Annotated in this window: 16 protein-coding genes and 1 pseudogene; 5 read left to right on the top strand and 12 right to left on the bottom strand. The window is 56.7% G+C overall.

What is annotated here, in order from left to right; all coding sequences use genetic code 11:
• The first annotated feature begins 1 nt into the window (after position 1).
• A complete protein-coding gene (locus SOM48_RS02590) occupies positions 2-1,186 on the top strand; it encodes a NupC/NupG family nucleoside CNT transporter (protein WP_042713519.1) in 1,185 nt (394 codons plus the stop codon).
• A gap of 39 nt (positions 1,187-1,225) precedes the next feature.
• Here the strand turns inward: SOM48_RS02590 and SOM48_RS02595 are convergent, their stop codons facing one another.
• Both SOM48_RS02595 and putP read right to left on the bottom strand, forming a co-directional pair.
• A complete protein-coding gene (locus tag SOM48_RS02595) occupies positions 1,226-1,654 on the bottom strand; it encodes a DUF3574 domain-containing protein (protein ID WP_414672784.1) in 429 nt (142 codons plus the stop codon).
• A 99-nt stretch (positions 1,655-1,753) separates the two neighbouring features.
• A complete protein-coding gene (putP, locus tag SOM48_RS02600) occupies positions 1,754-3,262 on the bottom strand; it encodes a sodium/proline symporter PutP (RefSeq protein WP_289742921.1) in 1,509 nt (502 codons plus the stop codon).
• Positions 3,263-3,680: 418 nt separating this feature from the next.
• Between putP and putA the strand changes: the two genes are divergently transcribed.
• Positions 3,681-7,643, top strand: coding sequence for a trifunctional transcriptional regulator/proline dehydrogenase/L-glutamate gamma-semialdehyde dehydrogenase (putA, locus tag SOM48_RS02605; protein ID WP_288880290.1), 3,963 nt, complete (start codon positions 3,681-3,683; stop codon positions 7,641-7,643).
• Positions 7,644-7,781: 138 nt separating this feature from the next.
• On the opposite strand, the gene SOM48_RS02610 is transcribed toward putA, so the two are convergent.
• From SOM48_RS02610 to SOM48_RS02635, 6 genes are all read right to left on the bottom strand, one after another.
• On the bottom strand, positions 7,782-8,330 hold the full coding sequence (locus tag SOM48_RS02610; RefSeq protein WP_369811750.1) for an SIS domain-containing protein: 549 nt from the start codon (positions 8,328-8,330) through the stop codon (positions 7,782-7,784).
• 50 nt (positions 8,331-8,380) lie between these two features.
• The gene (locus tag SOM48_RS02615; protein WP_076769665.1) at positions 8,381-10,018 is read right to left on the bottom strand and encodes an FGGY-family carbohydrate kinase; all 1,638 of its coding nucleotides are present in this window, start codon (positions 10,016-10,018) and stop codon (positions 8,381-8,383) included.
• 16 nt (positions 10,019-10,034) lie between these two features.
• Positions 10,035-10,988, bottom strand: a complete 954-nt coding sequence (locus SOM48_RS02620) for an ABC transporter permease (RefSeq protein WP_023481569.1) — start codon at positions 10,986-10,988, stop codon at positions 10,035-10,037.
• Position 10,989: 1 nt separating this feature from the next.
• Positions 10,990-11,976 carry an ABC transporter permease gene (locus SOM48_RS02625; protein WP_023481635.1) on the bottom strand — a complete coding sequence of 329 codons (987 nt, stop codon included), beginning with the start codon at positions 11,974-11,976 and terminating at the stop codon, positions 10,990-10,992.
• Positions 11,969-13,468: a sugar ABC transporter ATP-binding protein gene (locus SOM48_RS02630; RefSeq protein WP_320511377.1), complete on the bottom strand. Its 1,500-nt coding sequence runs from the start codon at positions 13,466-13,468 to the stop codon at positions 11,969-11,971. Before SOM48_RS02630 ends, SOM48_RS02625 begins: the two co-directional genes overlap by 8 nt.
• Positions 13,469-13,575: 107 nt before the next feature.
• On the bottom strand, positions 13,576-14,559 hold the full coding sequence (locus SOM48_RS02635) for an autoinducer 2 ABC transporter substrate-binding protein (RefSeq protein ID WP_023481662.1): 984 nt from the start codon (positions 14,557-14,559) through the stop codon (positions 13,576-13,578).
• A gap of 406 nt (positions 14,560-14,965) precedes the next feature.
• Between SOM48_RS02635 and SOM48_RS02640 the strand changes: the two genes are divergently transcribed.
• Positions 14,966-15,361, top strand: a complete 396-nt coding sequence (locus tag SOM48_RS02640; protein WP_320511378.1) for a lysozyme inhibitor LprI family protein — start codon at positions 14,966-14,968, stop codon at positions 15,359-15,361.
• On the opposite strand, the gene rutR is transcribed toward SOM48_RS02640, so the two are convergent.
• Together rutR and SOM48_RS02650 are read right to left on the bottom strand one after the other, a co-directional pair.
• Positions 15,358-15,984 carry an HTH-type transcriptional regulator RutR gene (rutR, locus tag SOM48_RS02645; RefSeq protein WP_076769664.1) on the bottom strand — a complete coding sequence of 209 codons (627 nt, stop codon included), beginning with the start codon at positions 15,982-15,984 and terminating at the stop codon, positions 15,358-15,360. The two genes, SOM48_RS02640 and rutR, sit on opposite strands and share 4 nt — an antisense overlap.
• Positions 15,985-16,167: 183 nt before the next feature.
• On the bottom strand, positions 16,168-16,353 hold the full coding sequence (locus SOM48_RS02650; protein ID WP_023481335.1) for a con-10 family general stress protein: 186 nt from the start codon (positions 16,351-16,353) through the stop codon (positions 16,168-16,170).
• Positions 16,354-16,753: 400 nt separating this feature from the next.
• On the opposite strand from SOM48_RS02650, the pseudogene SOM48_RS02655 reads away from it, so the two are divergent.
• Both SOM48_RS02655 and SOM48_RS02660 read left to right on the top strand, forming a co-directional pair.
• Positions 16,754-16,916, top strand: a pseudogene (locus tag SOM48_RS02655) (NAD(P)H:quinone oxidoreductase); the annotation flags it as partial.
• 41 nt (positions 16,917-16,957) lie between these two features.
• Positions 16,958-17,185 carry a YccJ family protein gene (locus SOM48_RS02660; RefSeq protein ID WP_023481800.1) on the top strand — a complete coding sequence of 76 codons (228 nt, stop codon included), beginning with the start codon at positions 16,958-16,960 and terminating at the stop codon, positions 17,183-17,185.
• Positions 17,186-17,225: 40 nt separating this feature from the next.
• Here SOM48_RS02660 and agp read toward each other — a convergent pair whose 3' ends face one another.
• Positions 17,226-18,470 (bottom strand): bifunctional glucose-1-phosphatase/inositol phosphatase, encoded by a 1,245-nt coding sequence (gene agp, locus SOM48_RS02665; RefSeq protein ID WP_320511379.1) that lies wholly within the window; start codon positions 18,468-18,470, stop codon positions 17,226-17,228.
• A 144-nt stretch (positions 18,471-18,614) separates the two neighbouring features.
• Positions 18,615-19,331: an SDR family oxidoreductase gene (locus SOM48_RS02670; protein ID WP_042713490.1), complete on the bottom strand. Its 717-nt coding sequence runs from the start codon at positions 19,329-19,331 to the stop codon at positions 18,615-18,617.
• Positions 19,332-19,421: the final 90 nt, after the last annotated feature.

Raw genomic sequence — 19,421 nt, forward strand, 5'->3', positions numbered from 1 at the left:
TATGCTCAATTTTTTACATTTTCTGCTGGCGCTGGTAGTGATCCTCGCGCTGGCCTGGCTGGTGAGTTTTGACCGCAAGCGCATTCCGTTTCGTTTCATCCTGCAACTGATTGTGATCGAACTAGCGCTGGCCTGGTTCTTTTTACATGCCCAGAGCGGGTTAACGCTGATTAAATATGTCTCCGGCTTCTTTGAAGTGCTGCTGAAATTCGCCGCCGAAGGGACCGGGTTTGTCTTTGGCGGCATGAGCGAAAAAGGGCTGGCGTTTATCTTCCTCGGCGTCCTCTGCCCTATCGTCTTTATCTCGGCGCTGATTGGCATTTTGCAGCACTGGCGCATTTTGCCGATCTTTATTCGCCTGATCGGCACGCTGCTCTCGAAGCTTAACGGCATGGGTAAGCTGGAGTCCTTCAACGCCGTCAGTTCGCTGATCCTCGGCCAGTCGGAGAACTTTATTGCTTATAAAGGCATTCTGGCGGATCTCTCCTCGCGCCGGATGTTCACCATGGCGGCGACGGCGATGTCGACGGTATCGCTGTCGATTGTCGGTGCCTATATGACGATGCTCGATGCGAAATATGTGGTCGCGGCGCTGCTGCTCAATATGTTCAGCACCTTTATCATTCTGTCGGTGATTAACCCATCGCGCGGGCAGGAAGAGGCGGAAATTAAGCTGGAGAAGCTGCACGAATCGCAAAGCTTCTTTGAGATGCTCGGTGAATACATCCTTGCCGGTTTTAAAGTAGCAATGATTATTCTGGCGATGCTGATTGGCTTTATTGCGCTGATCAGCGCCGTTAATGCCCTCTTCTCAGCGCTGTTTGGCATCAGTTTCCAGCAGTTGCTCGGCTACGTCTTCTATCCGCTGGCATGGCTGATTGGCATCCCGCTAAGTGATGCGCTCCCGGCTGGCAGCATTATGGCAACCAAGCTGGTGGCGAATGAGTTTGTGGCGATGATTGAACTGCAGAAGGTTGCGGCGCAGATGAGCCCGCGCGGGCTGGGCATTCTTTCGGTCTTCCTGGTTTCTTTCGCTAACTTTGCCTCCATCGGCATCGTCGCGGGTGCCATCAAGGGGCTGAACGAGCAGCAGGGTAATGCGGTTTCACGTTTCGGCCTGCGTCTGGTGTACGGCGCGACGCTGGTGAGCCTGCTCTCCGCGGCGTTTGCCGGCGTAGTGCTCTAAGGTGAGATTTCCCTCTCCCGTTGCGGGAGAGGGAGTCTGTCAGAACTGTACGCAGACCGGTTGATCGACGCGCATCACCGACTCCTGGGCGAAACGTGATTTATAGACTCCGCGCAGCTCATCAATCTTTTTATCGCTTTGCGCATCCTTAGCGTGGATCAGCATCAGCGCTTTACTCGGCTCCCGCGCCACTTTGCCATTATTGCCAAGCCACTGACCGCGCGCATCAAACACCGTTAACCCCTCACGAAAACGCGGCGTCACGTCGCCATCGACAAACTGCTGCCACTCCTCGGCGGTAATCGCTTGGCCTGCCGGGCGATTAAGGCCGAAATAGAGCGTCGTTTGCTCCATCCGATCCGCCGGTGCGCACTGTTGCGCCATTGTTTGCGGCTTTTGCCCCGGTGCATTACAGCCCGCCAACAGACCTGCCACCATCAATGCCATAGCCACTTTTATTGTTTTCATTCCCCTGCCCTCACGGTTAGTTGTCGGGAGATATCAGCGTAATCCTCATGATTTAGCAACAAAAAAACCCGCCGCAGCGGGTTTTATTAACAAGGGTGCTTACTTTGCCTGCGCGCGAACCGGCGGCGCAGAGTGGTAATGGGCATCCGCTTCTGCGAAGCGCTGCTGCATGGCGGCAGACGGCGCTTTACCGATCAGGCTAAAGACCACAATCCCGAGGCTGCCGAAGATGAAACCAGGGATAATTTCATACAGGCCCAGCCAGCCGAAGTGTTTCCAGACGATAACGGTCACCGCACCAATAATCATTCCCGCCAGCGCGCCGTTACGCGTCATGCGTGACCACATCACCGAGAGCAGCACCACCGGGCCAAACGCCGCACCGAAACCGGCCCACGCATAGCTTACCAGGCCAAGCACGCGGTTTTCCGGGTTTGCCGCCAGCGCAATCGCCACCAGCGCGACCACCAGCACCATCGCACGGCCAACCCACACCAGCTCTTTCTGGCTGGCGTCTTTACGCAGGAACGCTTTGTAGAAATCTTCCGTAATCGCGCTGGAGCAGACCAGCAGCTGGCAGCTCAGGGTCGACATCACCGCCGCGAGGATCGCAGAGAGCAGGATACCGGCAATCCATGGGTTAAACAGCACCTGCGCCAGTTCGATAAAGACACGCTCGGCATTCTGGTTTACCGCGCCCGCCAGCGACGGGTTGGTATCAAAGTAGGCAATGCCGAAGAAACCGACCGCTACCGCGCCCGCAAGACAGAGGATCATCCAGGTCATGCTGATGCGACGTGCATGCACAATGGTGTGGTGGGAATCAGCCGCCATAAAGCGCGCCAGAATATGTGGCTGACCGAAGTAGCCCAGCCCCCAGCCCATCAGCGAGACGATGGCGACAAAGTTGAGACCTTTGAGCATATCGACGTTTTCAATGCTCTTCTGCTTGATCACTTCCAGCGAATCGCCAAAACCGCCGACGGAGATAATCACAATCACCGGGGTAAGGATCAGGGCGAAGATCATCAGGCTGGCCTGCACGGTGTCGGTCCAGCTAATCGCAAGGAAACCGCCGATAAAGGTATACAGAATCGTTGCCGCCGCACCGGCCCACAGCGCCGTTTCGTAGCTCATACCGAAGGTGCTTTCGAACAGACGCGCGCCCGCCACAATGCCGGAAGCACAGTAGATGGTGAAGAAGACCAGAATTACCACCGCCGAGATAATGCGCAGCAGACGGCTGTTATCTTCAAACCGCCCGGTGAAGTAATCCGGCAGCGTCAGGGCGTTATTGTTCGCTTCGGTGTGAACGCGCAGACGCCCCGCCACCAGCTTCCAGTTGACCCAGGCACCGACGGTCAGGCCAATCGCAATCCAGCTTTCAGAGATACCGGAGATAAAGATTGCTCCCGGCAGCCCCATCAGCAGCCAGCCGCTCATATCAGAGGCACCGGCCGATAACGCCGTCACTAATGGCCCAAGGCTTCGACCGCCGAGAATATAGTCATCAAAGTTTTTTGTTGATCGCCAGGCAATAAAACCGATCAGGATCATGCCAAAGATATAAATAAGAAAGGTCACCATCATCGGTGTGCTTATTGCCATCAAAATAGTCTCCAGGATCTTCGTCGACAAATGTCTATTTGCCGCTTTTATCCATCGCCGGAACGTAGCGACGGTGCGTATGTATTATTAGAAGCGCCCGTATCCTGCCGGAACCCTCCGTTATTCACAATTGATTTAACACACCATTTACATCGAAGATATGCCTCGGGGAATAGGATTTTGTTATAGGTTGCACTCCATCACATTTTTAAAGGTTGCACCTTTGAAAAGTGTTAGCAACCGCATAAATCCTGGCTTTGCAGCAGATTACATCGTTCCTGTTACCTGTTTAGGTAATTAACAATTCATTCATTTCTCACCTTGCCAGCCAGCTCACAATTAACAAGGTTGCACAAAGTTGCAACATGGTGGATATTTCAGCCTAATGTGCAAAACACCATATAAACAGGAGCAACGCATGGGCACCACCACCATGGGGGTCAAGCTTGACGACGCCACGCGCGAAAGGATTAAAGCTGCCGCAGCGACCATTGACCGCACGCCGCACTGGTTAATTAAACAAGCTATTTTTAATTTCCTCGAAAAGCTGGAGAGCAGTGAAGGATTACCTGAGCTTGCTGGCGCCCAGGCGCATAGCGTGCAGGAAGAGGAGGCCAGCGCGGTAATTGATGAAAGCCCACAGCCGTTCCTCGACTTTGCCGAACAGATCCTGCCGCAGTCGGTCTCCCGCGCCGCGATCACCAGCGCCTGGCGCTGGTCGGAAACCGATGCCGTGCCGATGCTGCTTGAGCAGGCGCGTCTGCCGCAGCCGGTGGCCGAGAGTGCCCATAAGCTGGCGTACCAGCTGGCAGAAAAATTGCGTAATCAGAAAACCGCGACCGGCCGCGCGGGCATGGTGCAGAGCCTGTTGCAAGAGTTCTCCCTCTCCTCGCAGGAGGGCGTAGCGCTAATGTGCCTCGCCGAAGCGCTGCTGCGTATTCCTGATAAAGCGACGCGCGATGCGCTGATCCGCGACAAAATCAGTAACGGTAACTGGCAGTCCCATATTGGCCGCAGCGCCTCACTGTTTGTGAACGCTGCTACCTGGGGCCTGCTGTTTACCGGCCGCCTGGTCTCTACCCATAACGAAGCTAATCTCTCCAGTTCGCTGAACCGCATTATTGGCAAGAGCGGCGAGCCGCTGATCCGTAAAGGGGTCGATATGGCGATGCGGCTAATGGGTGAGCAGTTTGTCACCGGCGAGACCATCGCTGAAGCGCTGGCCAACGCCCGTAAGCTTGAAGAGAAAGGGTTCCGTTACTCCTACGATATGCTCGGCGAAGCAGCGCTGACCGCCGCCGATGCGCAGGCCTATATGGTCTCTTACCAGCAGGCGATCCACGCCATTGGTAAAGCCTCGAACGGACGCGGCATCTATGAAGGGCCGGGCATCTCCATCAAGCTGTCAGCACTGCACCCGCGCTACAGCCGCGCGCAGTACGACCGCGTGATGGACGAACTCTATCCACGGCTCAAATCTTTAACCCTGCTGGCGCGTCAGTACGATATCGGTATCAATATCGATGCTGAAGAGGCCGACCGGCTGGAGATCTCCCTCGATCTGCTGGAAAAACTCTGCTTCGAGCCAGAGCTGGCGGGCTGGAACGGCATCGGCTTTGTGATTCAGGCCTACCAGAAGCGCTGCCCGTTTGTGATTGATTACCTGATTGAACTGGCAACCCGCAGCCGTCGCCGCCTGATGATCCGCCTGGTGAAAGGCGCCTACTGGGATAGCGAAATTAAGCGTGCGCAGATGGAAGGCCTCGAGGGCTATCCGGTCTATACCCGTAAGGTCTACACCGATGTCTCTTATCTCGCCTGCGCGAAAAAACTGCTGGCGGTGCCGAACCTGATCTATCCGCAGTTCGCCACCCATAACGCCCACACGCTGGCGGCGATCTACCAGTTGGCCGGGCAGAACTACTATCCGGGTCAGTATGAGTTCCAGTGCCTGCACGGTATGGGCGAACCGCTCTATGAGCAGGTGGTCGGTAAAGTCGCCGATGGTAAGCTCAACCGTCCTTGTCGTATTTATGCCCCGGTCGGCACCCATGAAACCCTGCTGGCCTACCTGGTGCGCCGTCTGCTGGAAAACGGTGCCAACACCTCGTTCGTTAACCGCATTGCGGATAACACCCTGCCGCTGGATGCGCTGGTCGCTGACCCGGTTACGGAAGTGGAAAAACTCGCCGCCCAGGAGGGTCAGGTGGGCCTGCCGCATCCGAAAATCGCCCTGCCGCGCGCACTCTATGGCGAAGGTCGCATCAACTCGGCTGGTCTCGATCTGGCGAACGAACACCGTCTGGCTTCCCTCTCCTCTGCCCTGCTTAATAGCGCGGCGCAGAAGTGGTATGCCCATCCGATGCTTGAAGAGGCGGTAATGGAGGGCGAAGCGATTGCGGTGATCAACCCGGCAGAGCCGAAAGATGTTGTCGGTTACGTGGTGGAAGCGAGCGAAGCGCAGGTGAACCAGGCGCTGGAGAACGCGGTGAACCATGCGCCGATCTGGTTTGCTACGCCTCCGCAGGAGCGCGGTGCCATTTTGCAGCGCGCCGCGGTGCTGATGGAAGACAACCTGCAAACGCTGATTGGTATTCTGGTGCGCGAAGCGGGCAAAACCTTCAGCAACGCGATTGCGGAAGTGCGTGAAGCGGTCGATTTCCTGCACTACTACGCAGGCCAGGTCAGCAGCGATTTCGATAATGAGACCCATCGCCCGCTTGGGCCGGTGGTCTGTATCAGCCCGTGGAACTTCCCGCTGGCGATCTTTACCGGGCAGATTGCCGCCGCGCTGGCGGCCGGTAATAGTGTGCTGGCAAAACCGGCGGAGCAAACCCCGCTGATTGCCGCTCAGGGCGTGAAGATCCTGCTTGAAGCGGGCGTACCGGCAGGCGTGCTGCAACTGTTGCCAGGACGTGGTGAAACGGTGGGCGCACAGCTGACCGGCGATGCCCGCGTGCGCGGCGTGATGTTTACCGGCTCGACCGATGTCGCCACGCTGTTACAACGCAATATCGCTACCCGCCTGGATGCCCAGGGTCGTCCGACGCCACTTATCGCCGAAACTGGCGGTATGAACGCGATGATTGTCGACTCCTCGGCGCTGACGGAACAGGTGGTGATTGATGTGGTCGCCTCGGCGTTTGACAGCGCTGGCCAGCGCTGCTCGGCGCTGCGCGTGCTCTGTCTGCAGGAGGATATTGCTGACCATACGCTAACCATGCTGCGCGGCGCGATGGCCGAGTGCCGGATGGGCAATCCGGGACGCCTCTCCACCGACATTGGGCCGGTGATTGATGCCGAAGCCAAAGCCAATATTGAAAAACATATTCAGGCGATGCAGGCGAAAGGCCGCACCGTCTACCAGGCAGTGCGTGAAAATAGCGAAGATGCCCGCGAGTGGCGCACCGGCACGTTTGTGCCGCCAACGCTGATTGAACTGGAAAGCTTCGACGAGCTGAAAAAAGAGATCTTCGGCCCGGTGCTGCACGTGGTGCGTTATTCACGTAACCAGCTCGATCAGTTGCTGGAGCAGATCAATGCTTCCGGCTACGGTCTGACGCTGGGTGTACACACGCGTATTGATGAAACTATCGCTCAGGTCACCGGCAATGCTCACGTGGGTAACCTCTATGTGAACCGCAATATGGTCGGCGCCGTGGTGGGCGTGCAGCCGTTTGGCGGCGAAGGGTTGTCGGGCACCGGGCCTAAAGCCGGTGGGCCGCTCTACCTCTATCGCCTGCTGAGCAGCCGCCCGGAGAATGCGGTGCTGAAAACGCTTAACCGTCACGACGCCGAGCGCCCGCTCGATGCGCAGGTGAAAACCGTGTTGACCCAGCCGCTGGCAGCGCTGACCGCGTGGGCCGCCACGCAGCGCCCGGAATTACACAAGGTGTGCGAGCAGTTCAGCGAACTGGCGCAGGCGGGTACGCAGCGCCTGCTGCCAGGCCCAACCGGGGAGCGCAACAGCTGGACGCTGGCACCGCGCGATCGCGTATTGTGCGTGGCCGATAATGAGCAGGATGCGCTGGTGCAGCTTGCCGCCGTGCTGGCCTCCGGAAGCCAGGCGCTGTGGCAGGACGACACGCTGCATCGCGATCTGGCTAAGCAGTTGCCGGAAACCGTCAGCCAGCGGATCACATTCGCCAAAGCGGAAAGCCTGATGGCGCAGCCGTTTGACGCGGTGATCTTCCACGGCGACTCCGATCAGCTGGTGCATCTGTGCGAAAGCGTTGCAGCACGCGATGGCGCGATCGTCTCCGTTCAGGGCTTTGCGCGGGGTGAAACCAATATCCTGCTCGAACGCCTGTGGCTGGAGCGCTCGCTCAGCGTTAACACCGCAGCGGCCGGCGGCAACGCCAGCCTGATGACGATTGGTTAAATCGGTGAAATGCCCGATGGCGCTGCGCTTATCGGGCCTACGGTGTGGATTTGAACCGTATTTGTAGGCCGGATAAGGCGTTAGCCGCCATCCGGCAATGTTCGGGAGTGACAGCATTGTTGCCATAAAAAAAGCGCCTTACGGCGCTTTTTTTCGTAGCGTTAAACCGACATCACCGCCGGGGTGCACGGCGAGCAATGTCTCTTTCGAATACCCGCTTTCGCTCATCAGGCAGGCGCAGGCGGCATCAAAAATCGCCAGCACCAGCACGATGGAAGTGGTGGCCAACATATTGAGCGGATCGATCTCGCGCTGCACGCCGGTGGAGATCACAAGCCTTGATGCAAGCGCTATCGCCGAGGCGGGGTTTTCCGTCACGCAGAGGATCGGCGTATCTTTCATCGCCAGGCCCGGCAACAGCCGCGTTAACTCCTCCGAGTTGCCGCCGCGTGAAAGCATAATCACCAGATCGTCTGGCCCAACAAAACCGAGATCGCCGTGCGCGGCATCGGTGGCGTTCAGATAGATAGCCGGGCGCTCAACACAGGCCAGCATATGGGCAATTTTACGCGCCGCAATGCCGGAGGTGCCCACGCCGGTAACCACAATCTTTCCTTTGCAGCCGCGCAATTCAGCCATCAACGCCGCCCAGGTCGCGGGATCAAGATGGCGGCTCAGCGCCGCCATTTCTTCGCTGTAGATGCGCCAGGCATCGCACGCCTGCTGCCAGCTTTCGCTCATGCCTCCTCCTGCATCAACGCGCGGTACTTCATATGATCGGCGTACATCTCATGGAAGACGGTGTATTTACGATCGTAGTAAAGCTTGATGCGATTAGTCTGCGGCGTCACGGTTTTACCAATGCGGCTCATCGCCGACATCGCCTCCGGGAAGCTGTCAAACACACCGGCCGCAATGGTGCCCATCATCGCGCCGCCAAGCAGCATCGCTTCGCTCTCCTCCGGCAGCAGCATCGCGCAGCCGGTGGCATTGGCGTGCTCCTGCACAAAGATTGGGTTTTTGGTACCACCGCCGCTCGCCATTACCGTATCAATGCTGTAGCCGCTTTGATTCATGGTTTCGATAATATGCCGCGTACCGAGGGCGATAGCCTGAATAGTTGCCAGGTAGTGCAGCGCCATATCTTCCGGCGTGCGCGACAGTTTCAGCCCGCTGATCACGCCGGTCAGCGTAGGGTTAGCGCGCGGGGAGCGGTTGCCGTGGAAGTACGGCAGGATATGAATATCGCGGGTCAGAAAGGCAATATTCTCCGGCTCGCCGGCCATTTTACGCAGCAGCGCATTCAGCACTTCATAAATGGTCTGCCCCTGGGTTTTAGCCTGCGCGAGCAGCGTGTCGTAACAGGGGTGAGACTGAATGACGTGGTCGATCAGCGCCCCGGTTGCCGACTGCCCGCCCTCGTTCAGCCAGTAGCCCGGCAGCACCGCCGAGTAATAGGGCCCCCAGACGCCGCCGATAAAGCGCGCCTGTGGTGAAATCGCCATATGCCCGGTGGAGGTGCCGCCAATCAGCGCAACGCGACGGTCAAAATCCGCCACCTCACCCGACGGACCGCTGGCACCAAGCGTGCCCAGCGTACCGGCGTGAGCATCGATAATCGATACGCTGACCGCCGTGCCCGGCATCAGCCCCATCTCGGTAGCAGCGCGCTGCGACAGCCCGCGACCAAGCGGTTCGCCCATCGTTTTCACGTAGCGGCCAATTTTCTCCGCATCATGTTCGAGCAGATCTTCAAGGCCAATCTGGCGGAAGTAGCTGGTATCCCACTTATCTTCATGGCCCATATAGGTCCATTTACACACCGTCGAGCAGAGCGAACGGGTGTCATCGCCGGTGGCGCGCCAGGTCAGAAAATCGGGCAGATCGAAGAAGAAGCCCGCGTTCGCCCAGGTGTTTGGCATGTGCTGTTTCAGCCACAGCAGTTTTGGCGTCTGCATCTCCGGGGAGATAATGCCGCCGACATAATCCAGCACCCGGTGATGGGTGGCGTTGATGCGATCCGCCTGCGCAATGGCGCGGTGATCCATCCACACAATAATGTTCTGTTCGCTGCGCCCGGAGGGGCTGATGGTCAGCGGGTTACCCTGTTTATCCAGCACTACCAGCGAACAAGTGGCGTCGAAGCCCAGCCCTTTGACCTGAATCGGGTTGATATCGGCCTGATTGATGGCATCGCGCACGGCGTTACACACCGCCTGCCAGATGTTGTCGGAGGATTGCTCGACGAAATCGGCCTGCGGGCGATAGATCTCAATGCTCCTGCTGGCCTGGCTGACCATGCGGCCCGTCAGGTCAAAGATGCCCGCGCGGGCGCTGCCGGTCCCTACATCCACACCAATAAAGTAGCTCGCCATTTTTTTTCTCCCGAAATCAGGCTTTACGATTCTGTAATGCGATAAAGAGGATCAGCACTGCGCCCCAGAGCGCCATCGTCAGATAGCTGCTGATACCTAATAAATTAAAGCCACTTTCCAGCATCTGCAGTACCACCAGCGCCAGCACCAGCCCGAGCACGCGACCGAAGCCGCCGTCCGGGTTAATGCCGCCGAGTACCGAGGCCAGAATGGTTACCAGAAGATAGGATTCGCCATACCCCGCTTTCGCGGAGTTAAATTTCGCCATCATCAGAATGGCGGCAACCCAGCCGAGCAGCGCGGAGATGACATACACCGCAATCTGCACGCGCACGGTGTTGACACCGCTGTAGCGAGTTGCCTGTTCGTTCGAGCCCACCAGGTAGAGGCTGCGCCCGAGCGTGGTGTGCTCCAGCAGCACCCACAGCAGTAATGCCACCACTAAAAAGAGCAGCAGTGCCACCGGAATACCAACAATCGTGGCGTTACCGAGGTACTGGATCGCCGCCGGGAAACCGGAGATCACCGTGCCGTTAGAGAGCAGAATATTGAGCCCGGAGATAAGCGTCATGGTGCCGAGGGTAGCGAGGATCGGCGAGACGCCCACCCAGGCGACCAGGGTGCCATTCAGCACGCCAATCGCCACCGCCGTCAGCAGCCCGGCAAACAGGGCTAACGCCAGGAAGAGTGGATTATCCGGGTGCATCACAATTACCGCCGCCATCACCAGTGAACAGGCGTTGGCTCCGGCAATGATCGACAGGTTGATGCCGCCGGTGAGCATGGTTATCCCCATCCCGAGCGCCAACATGCCGAGGATCGGCAACTGCGATCCGATGGACTGGAAGTTAGCGACGCTGAAAAAGCGCCCGCCAAGCAGGAAAGAGAAGATCAGCGCGACGACGACAATAATCACGCACTGCAAGCGGATGATGGCATCACCGGGCAGAATTCGGACGATGGATTTCATCTTATAGCTCCCTTGCGAGTTTGCGTTTTTCATGCCACGCGGTGGCGCTGATACTGACCAGAATGATCGCGCCGCTAAACACCGTGTGCCAGTAAGAGGAGACGCCAAGCAGCGTTAAGCCGTTCTGCAGGAAGGCGAGCAGAATCACCCCCAGCAGCGTACCAATCAAGGTGCCGCGTCCGCCGGACATGCTGGTTCCGCCCAGCACCACTGCCGCCAGTACCGTCAGCTCATAACCAAACAGTGAGTTGGGTGCCACCGATTGGGTGATCTGCGCCTGCACCACCGCCGCAACTCCCGCCAGAATGCCCATATAGCCGTAGACATAGAAGTGCAGCTTCAGCAGGTTCAGCCCAAGACGCGACGCCGCATCGCGGTTGCCGCCCATGGCGTAGATCTGCCGTCCCAGACGGGTGTAGTTCATCAGCACGGCGGTAAAAATAATCGTCGCGCCAAGGCAGATAAGCGGCAGGGTGAGGCCGTAGTCATAGCCATCCGCGCCAGTAAAGGTGAACCAGCTAATGCCGTTCATAAACCAGTCCGGGAAGCCATACAGCCAGGTGCCTTTGGTGGCGTAGACCAGCAGGCCGTAAAAGAGGTTCAGGGTGGCGATGGTGATAATGATGGCCGGTACGCGCAGCCAGTAGACCAGAAAGCCGTTGATCAAGCCGAGCAGCAAACCAACCGCCATCGCTAACGCCAGCGCGAGCACAAAGTTGCCGCCGTGGGCAATCACCCAACTGGCCATCGCATATTGCGCAATCGCCGTCATCGCCGGGAAGGAGATGTCGATACCGCCAGAGATCAGCACCACAAACAGCCCGCAGGCCAGAATGCCAAGGATCGCATAACTGGTAGCGACATCCGTTAAATTGCCGAGGGTGAAAAATTCATCGGTGCGGATCGTCAGGCCGACCGCCAGCGCTACTACCAGCACGCCAAGCCAGAACTCATGTTGCCCAATCAAGCGGGCGAGCGAGTTACGCATTGACCACCTCCGCGATCTCCTCTTCGCTACAGCGGTGCGGATTGAACTCCGCGACCAGTTCACCCCGGCGCATCACCAGCACGCGGTGGCTGTTGTAATAGGCTTCCGGGATTTCATCACAAATCATCAAGACTGCCATTCCCTGCTCTGCCAGCTGGCGGGCAATCTGATAGATGCCCTCTTTGTTGGCAATATCAACACCAACCGTTGGCGAGTCGAGGATCAGGATCCGCGGCTGCGTGGCGACCCATTTCGCGATAGCAATACGCTGGGCATTGCCGCCAGAGAGGGTTTTCACCGGTAGCTGCGGGTCGGAGACTTTGATATTCAGGTTACCAATAAGATCCTTTACCAGCTGCCCGGCTTTGGCGTGATCGAGCAAGCCGCTGCGGGTATGGAGCTTGTCGAAGACAGTGACAATGGTGTTGTCATAGATCGACTGCTCCATAATCAGCCCCTGGGTTAAGCGATCTTCCGAGACATAGCCGATGCCGTGGCGAATGGCGTCGTGGTTATTACGCATTTTTACCGGCTTATCATTGATGCGGATCTCGCCATCTTCAGGTCGGGTCATGCCAAACAGGCTCATGCAGAGTTCGGTGCGCCCGGAGCCCAGCAGCCCGACAATCGAGACGATCTCGCCGCTGCGCAACGACAGATTGATATCGCGGTATTTTCCTTTACGGCTCAAGTGGCGCAGCTCCAGCATCGGCGGCTGGTCGACCGGTGGTTTTTCCGGCAGCGGGCTGTAGTGGAAACGCTGCCCGGTCATCAGATAGGCCAGCTCGTGGCTATCGAGCTCGCTGGCGGGCCAGGTGCCGACCAGCTTGCCGTCGCGCATCACGCTGATGCGATCCGCCACTTCCATCACCTCATCGAGGCGGTGGCTGACAAACACGACGCAGATACCGGCGGCTTTCAGTTCATTAACCACGCGCAGCAGCCCGTTCACTTCCTGACGGGTTAAAGATGCGGTCGGCTCATCCATGATCACCAGCCGGGCTTCGGCGGCAATCGCGCGGCAGATCGCCACCAGCTGGCGGTCGGCGATGGAGAGTTTTTCGACCTTTTTATCCGGGTCGAGGCACACGCCGATGCGCGCCATCGCAGCCAGCGCCTGCTTGCGCATCGCGCCGCGGCGCACCCAGATGTCGCCGCCGGGCAGGTAGCGATGCAGGGCGATATTTTCCGCCACGCTGAAATTGGGGAATAACGAGAGATCCTGGTAGATCACCTGAATGCCGTAATGGGCGGAGAGCTGCGGCGACAGCTGATGAAAGAGCTTGCCATCCAGCTCAATGCTGCCGCCTTTTTCCGGGTGATAGACGCCGGAAATCACTTTGATGATGGTGCTTTTCCCGCAGCCGTTTTGCCCTGCCAGGCAGTGAACTTCGCCTTTTTTGAGGGTTAAATTCACCTTATCCAGCGCCAGCACGCCCGGGAATTGCTTGCTGATATTCTCAAGAGTGATAAATGCGGTGGTGTCGGTCATCGACAATACCTCTGCCAGCGCCCGTGAAGGACGCGAGGATGAAATCTGCGGCGGAAGAGCCGGCCTGAAAGGCCGGCGTTCCGGTTCCCTGGTGTGGCCTGTGAGGCTCAGAAACCGAGTGTTTTAGCGTTTTCTTTTGTCACTTCGAGGATCTTATTAAAGCGGATCACTTTCTTATTCATATCAACATCGGCTTTGCCCAGCCCCTCGATGGAGAGATCGGACGTCACTTCTTTTCCTTGCAGCAACTGGTCGGCGACGGTCACCAGAGCGTAACCGGCATCACGCGGGTCCCACAGCAGTGCTTTTTTGATGTCGCCGCGCATCAGATAAGGTGCAGCCTGCGCTGGCATCGCGATGCCAACAACCGCCAGTTTATCTTTCGCGCGTTTCTTCTGAACGGCCTGCCCTGCGCCAATCGGCCCAAGCGATCCGAAACCAATTACCCCTTTCAGATCCGGGTAGGTTTTCATCAGGTCAAGGGTGGTGGCATAGGATTTATCAATGCTCTCTGCCACCGGCAAACGCGAGGTGACTTCAAACATATCCGGGTACTTCTCTTTCTGGTATTTAATGGCGTAATCAGCCCAGGCGTTGTGCAGCGGCACGGTCAGCGAGCCGACGTAAATGGCGTAACCGCCCTTACCGCCCATATCTTTTGCCAGCTCATCGACGTTAGCCTGCGCATATTTTTCGCTGTCGATGGTTTCAATATCCCACTGCCCAATCTGCTGGTCCGGGGATTCATGAGTCAGTACTACAATGCCTTTGTCGCGCGCTTTTTTCAGCACCGGCTCCAGCACCTTCGCGTCGTTTGGCACCACGATAATGGCGTTAACGTTTTTCGCGATCAGATCTTCGATCACTTTCACCTGCTGCGCCGGATCGGGTGTGGAAGGCCCGGTCTGGTAAGCATTAACATCCAGTTTTTTTGCCGCTTCGTTGACGCCGGTCTCCATGCGGTTAAACCACGGGATCCCGGTTACTTTGGCTACAACGGCAATCTCATACTTCTGAGCGGCAAAAGCCTGCCCCGAGAGCATGCTGGCAGAAATCATCGCTGCGCTAATCAGGGCGAGTTTGAATTTCATGGTTGTACCTTTCTTAAGGGAAAGTCGCGGTGAGAGATTAACAATGAAGGGAAGAGGTAAAACAGCGAGAATGCAATAAATGTGATGCATGCCCAAAAATGTTAATTTAAAGATAATATTTAGTTAAATTAAAGTTAAAAGAAGAAATATCTACTCACGATTGCGCGTGCGCATTGTTAAATAATGATGAATTTTTAACTAAAAATTAACACCTAGTTAACCAATACCTTTTTAAGAGGTTTTTTTGCGCCCGCTCCTGCCCCGTTTCGCCAGCAGAAAAATATCAGTTTTGTGAGCTGAAACGAACATAGCAATCCGTTCATCAGCATGGGTAATGGCGAAGTGACATTTTTTAAGGGCTATGTTAATAAATTCGCTGAATGAATGTGATCAGGGAGGGAATAGAATGAAACGATCTTTGTTGATGCTGAGCGCGTTGCTGCTCAGCCAACCGCTCTATGCTGATGAGTGTGATAACGCCTCCACTCAGACGGCGCTCAATATGTGTACCGCTGCGCAATATGAAGCCGCAGATAAGAAGCTCAACCAGACTTATCAGGAAGCGCTAAAGCGTTCTTCGCCCCAGCAGGCTGAGATGCTGAAAAAAGCGCAGAAAAGCTGGATAGCCGTGCGCGACAATGACTGCGCGTTTGTGGGCTCCGGCACCGAAGGCAGCAGCGGCCAACCGATGGTATTGAACCAGTGCCTGGCGGATAAAACCAATGAACGCGAAGCGTGGCTCGCCTCGCTGTTACAGTGTGAAGAGGGCGATATGAGCTGCCCCCTTCCGCCCGCCCATTAACGGACGCGGATGCCTTCAATAATCATGCGCTGAACATTGTCGACGGTGCGCTGAAAAAAGGCGTCATCCTGCAGGGTCGCGCCAGTGACCGCTTCCACCTGGGTAGCGAAATCAGCGTAGTGCTGCGTGGCGGCCCAGATCATAAAGATCAGATGGTGTGGATCGACGGCGGCGAGCTTACCGCTGGCGATCCAGCCGGCAATAATCGCTGACTTCTCCTCCACCAGCGTTTTCAAATCGCCGGTCAGCTCCGCTTTCAGCAGCGGCGCACCCTGCAACATTTCATGGCAGAAAAGACGGGATGCCTGCGGATGATCGCGCGAGACCTCCAGCTTCAGGCGAATGTACTCTTTGATCGCCGCAAGCGGCTGTAAGTCGGAACGAAACGCACGGAGCGGGGCCAGCCAGACATCGAGCAGTTGACGCAGCACGGCAATATATAGCGCCTCTTTTGACGGGAAATAGTAGAGGAGATTGGTTTTCGAGACCCCAGCCTGCTCGGCCACCTGCTCCACGCGCGCGCCGTGAAAGCCGAGACGGGAGAAAACCTCCAGCGCGGCGCTGAGAATAGCCTGCCGTTTTTCGCTGACTGCCCGCGTACGTTTACCCATTTCCTTTGCCATACCCACTCCATGACCCTAACCAGGCTGCAGCATAGCAAAGGTCGGCGTCTGGCTCGACCCTCTGAGCAGCTTTATCCGCTGGAAGATTGAAGAGGGCGTGGGCGATCGCAGACGAAAAAAAACCGCCGGGTCTCCCCGGCGGCGGGCATTTCGGTAACCTTTAAGATTTACCGACAGGTCTCGTTAGCTGTTGCCGTTGTTGCTCCGGCTACCGTGACTGTTTTTGCCCCCTTTTTTACCTGCTTCTGAGGCGCGCTGAGGATCGTTTTTAAAGTTCCCCCCGCTCTGCTGGCCGCCTTTGCGACCTGCTGCTGATGCTCTTTCACGGTCTTCAGCGAAGTTACCTGAACCACCACGATGATTTGCCATCTCTTCACCTCCAGTCGGTGTTAGTGAAATATCAGACATCTTTCTGCATTCAGTAAAAGAGGACTCTTTCACCTCACGACGTTAAAGCTAACCCTTTAACTGCGCCGCGTGAGAATAAGCTTAGTGGAACGCGGCTCACCATCGCTTCTCCATTAACATTTTGCAACAGCTTCGGGGCCGAGCGGCAGAAATGACTTAAGCGAAACCAATAAATAATTCTTATGTATGGGGAAATTAATGGGGTGAAAAATGTGTCAAAACGTAACTGTGGATTTGTGTGGGGAAATAGTCTTAATTATCAGCAATGGCGCGTGTCGATTTGCACTCTCGCCATCACGTCATACCCTTAATAGGGGACGCAGCGTATCGCTGCGCAATCAACGTAGCAGGAGCAACAGCTAATACCGGCACTGGCGTAGTCAGGAACATACAATTTCCTCAGTCTGAACTACGCTTGCTCATCATGGGATGATGATTGTTCCCATCGGCTACGCCGTGAAACAGCGGTCTGATTTTCGCGTATTCGCGGCGGCGGGCCTTATGGCGCGACCACGATTGCCGGCTGGCAGTCAAACTGAACGGCTAACTTTAACAGGAGGCGCTTATGCCAACTCAGGAAGCAAAAGCTCATCGCGTAGGTGAATGGGCCAGTCTGCGTAATACATCGCCAGAAATCGCCGAGGCGATCTTCGAACTGGCTGATTACGACGAGGTTCTCGCCGAGAAGATTTGGGAAGAAGGCAGCGATGAAGTGTTGATGCGCGCCTTTGAAAAGACTGATAAAGACTCCCTCTTCTGGGGTGAACAGACCATAGAGCGCCAGAACGTGTAGCGCTTCGGCTCCCCCATTTTTGGGGGAGCGTATCTGCTTTTTACTCCGCGACTTTGCGCATCACTTCACTGAATTTTTCCATCGGACAGAATCCGTTACTGTCGGTCGGGCAGCCTGTTAGCTCCAGCGTGTAACGTTGCACCGGCGAATCAAACCCCATTTTTGCCACATTACGCATCTGCTCGGCGGTGAAGTAGAGATACTCAATCTTCATCAGATCGCGGTTGCTCTTGTCGTCATGCCAGCGCTGGAACACCACTTTTCCGCTGATGGGGGTCTGCTCAAACTGACCGGGAAGTTGCCACGGTTTAGCATCCAGCGCCGCCAGCAGCGAGGCGATATTGGAGTCGTGACCAACCAGCAGCGTTACTTTCGGCGCAGCGGCCGGCTTCTCCACCAGCTGTTGGTCGAGGTAATTAAGCAACGGTTTGGCCACATTACGCGCCACCTCTGGTGTGGTAAAGAGAATGGACTGATAGCTGTTTTTCAGCTTCTCCAGCAGTTGCCACTGCTTGTCACTTTTTATCCCGCCAAAGGCGACTTCATCCTGTGGGAAGCCTTCGTAATATTGCAGGGTAAATGCATCCACCAGCGCGTTTGCCGTTTTTAATGGCCCGCTGACGGAGGGCTCCAGCCGGTAATCGGCACGGAAGGAATCCTTTTCATCACTCAGGGTACAGGGCTTGCCGCTTTGCGCTTTGCAAGCTGGCGAGGCTGAATAATCAACGATCTGCTCCAGCAGTTTATAGCTCTCAGTCAGATCGACACGCTGGCGGCTGGCCTCCATCGCCGCAACGGCTTGCTGGCGAAACGCCTCGTTGTCCTCGGTGATAACCGGATTAAACAGCGGATCCATTTCGCCCATTTTGCGCTGATGGAAGATCGGCACATCGCAGGCAATAAAGGTGTTACTGACGAAGAATTGCGCGGTGTCATGGGTGCGCGGCAGGCTATTTGCCCAGACGAAAAACTGTTTCTTTGTCGGGCACTGTTCGGTAGAGAGCACTTTTTCGTGGGTCATCCACTTACGCATCTGATGAGCAAAAAAGATCTCCACCAGCGCACCACGATCCGTCAGCTCCCCGCCCGCCACTTTCCAGGTTGGCCACGGTTTGGCGGTGGCCTGCGCCAGCGCACTGCCGTTGTTTGCCAGCGGCGCGCGAATACCGTGGCGGCTGACAATCACCACCTGTTGCAGGCTGTAGCCCTCCGGTGTCGTTTGCGCCATCGCGCTGGGTAATGCCAGGGCCGCGGCGATGGCGGCTGACCAGAATAAACGTTTCATCCTTTGTCCTTGTATCTCAACCCGATGAGGCAAGTGTGACACAACCGCACAGCGAGTGGACGCAGATAATCCCGCTTTAATCACATCAGCCGCCCTGGATCACAAAAAAGGAGCCGCGAGCGGCTCCTTGCAATGATGCGAAACTCAGTAAGGGCTTTGCGTATGACGCACAATGATCTCGCTGACATCGACGCTGTCCGGCTGCTCAATGGACCACGCGATGGCATCGGCAATCGCCTCTGCGGGTAATGCGATACGGCGAAAACCCTCCATCGACGCTTTCGCACTGGCATCGGTAATGTGATCGGCCAGTTCAGAGGCGACCACACCCGGGCTGACTACAGTGACGCGAATATAGTCGCTCTCCTGGCGCAGCCCGTCGGAGATCGCGCGAACAGCAAACTTGCTGGCGCAATACACGGCGGAGAGCGGAAAGACCGCATGCGCGCCAATAGAGGCAACGTTGATGATCTGCCCTGCCCGCTGCTGCTGCATGGTCGGCAGCACCGCCGCAATGCCGTTCAGCACGCCGTGAACGTTGACGTCGATAGTCTGACGCCACTCCTCCATTTTCAACGCCGCCAGCGGTGAGAGCGGCATTACACCAGCGTTATTGATCAGAACATCGATGCGGCCATGCTGCTGCAGCGCGAATTGCGCCATCTTCGCCAGATCCTCCGCCTGAGTTACGTCAATGGCTAAACAGTCTATGTTACCCAGTTCATCACGCAGGGCCTGCAAACGCTCAATGCGGCGCGCGCCAATGACCAGATGATGACCCGCCTGCACCAGGCGACGTGCGGTGGCTTCACCGATCCCACTGCTTGCGCCAGTGAGCAGAATAATTTTGCGATTACTCATCTCTCTTCTCCCGTATTAAGTGACGCAAACAGGTTAACCAGCGCGCGACTCGCAAAACAGGCGCATTCTTATCCCATGATTGCCTGTTTC

The organism is Kosakonia sp. CFBP8986 (assembly GCF_034044935.1).
GTDB lineage: Bacteria > Pseudomonadota > Gammaproteobacteria > Enterobacterales > Enterobacteriaceae > Kosakonia > Kosakonia cowanii.

Excerpts from the sequence above, each read along its gene's own strand:
- SOM48_RS02590 (WP_042713519.1), top strand. The coding sequence starts at position 2 with ATGCTCAATTTTTTACATTTTCTGCTGGCGCTGGTAGTGATCCTCGCG.
- SOM48_RS02595 (WP_414672784.1), bottom strand. The coding sequence starts at position 1,654 with ATGAAAACAATAAAAGTGGCTATGGCATTGATGGTGGCAGGTCTGTTG.
- putP (WP_289742921.1), bottom strand. The coding sequence starts at position 3,262 with ATGGCAATAAGCACACCGATGATGGTGACCTTTCTTATTTATATCTTT.
- putA (WP_288880290.1), top strand. The coding sequence starts at position 3,681 with ATGGGCACCACCACCATGGGGGTCAAGCTTGACGACGCCACGCGCGAA.
- SOM48_RS02610 (WP_369811750.1), bottom strand. The coding sequence starts at position 8,330 with ATGGCGGCGCTGAGCCGCCATCTTGATCCCGCGACCTGGGCGGCGTTG.
- SOM48_RS02615 (WP_076769665.1), bottom strand. The coding sequence starts at position 10,018 with ATGGCGAGCTACTTTATTGGTGTGGATGTAGGGACCGGCAGCGCCCGC.
- SOM48_RS02620 (WP_023481569.1), bottom strand. The coding sequence starts at position 10,988 with ATGAAATCCATCGTCCGAATTCTGCCCGGTGATGCCATCATCCGCTTG.
- SOM48_RS02625 (WP_023481635.1), bottom strand. The coding sequence starts at position 11,976 with ATGCGTAACTCGCTCGCCCGCTTGATTGGGCAACATGAGTTCTGGCTT.
- SOM48_RS02630 (WP_320511377.1), bottom strand. The coding sequence starts at position 13,468 with ATGACCGACACCACCGCATTTATCACTCTTGAGAATATCAGCAAGCAA.
- SOM48_RS02635 (WP_023481662.1), bottom strand. The coding sequence starts at position 14,559 with ATGAAATTCAAACTCGCCCTGATTAGCGCAGCGATGATTTCTGCCAGC.
- SOM48_RS02640 (WP_320511378.1), top strand. The coding sequence starts at position 14,966 with ATGAAACGATCTTTGTTGATGCTGAGCGCGTTGCTGCTCAGCCAACCG.
- rutR (WP_076769664.1), bottom strand. The coding sequence starts at position 15,984 with ATGGCAAAGGAAATGGGTAAACGTACGCGGGCAGTCAGCGAAAAACGG.
- SOM48_RS02650 (WP_023481335.1), bottom strand. The coding sequence starts at position 16,353 with ATGGCAAATCATCGTGGTGGTTCAGGTAACTTCGCTGAAGACCGTGAA.
- SOM48_RS02660 (WP_023481800.1), top strand. The coding sequence starts at position 16,958 with ATGCCAACTCAGGAAGCAAAAGCTCATCGCGTAGGTGAATGGGCCAGT.
- agp (WP_320511379.1), bottom strand. The coding sequence starts at position 18,470 with ATGAAACGTTTATTCTGGTCAGCCGCCATCGCCGCGGCCCTGGCATTA.
- SOM48_RS02670 (WP_042713490.1), bottom strand. The coding sequence starts at position 19,331 with ATGAGTAATCGCAAAATTATTCTGCTCACTGGCGCAAGCAGTGGGATC.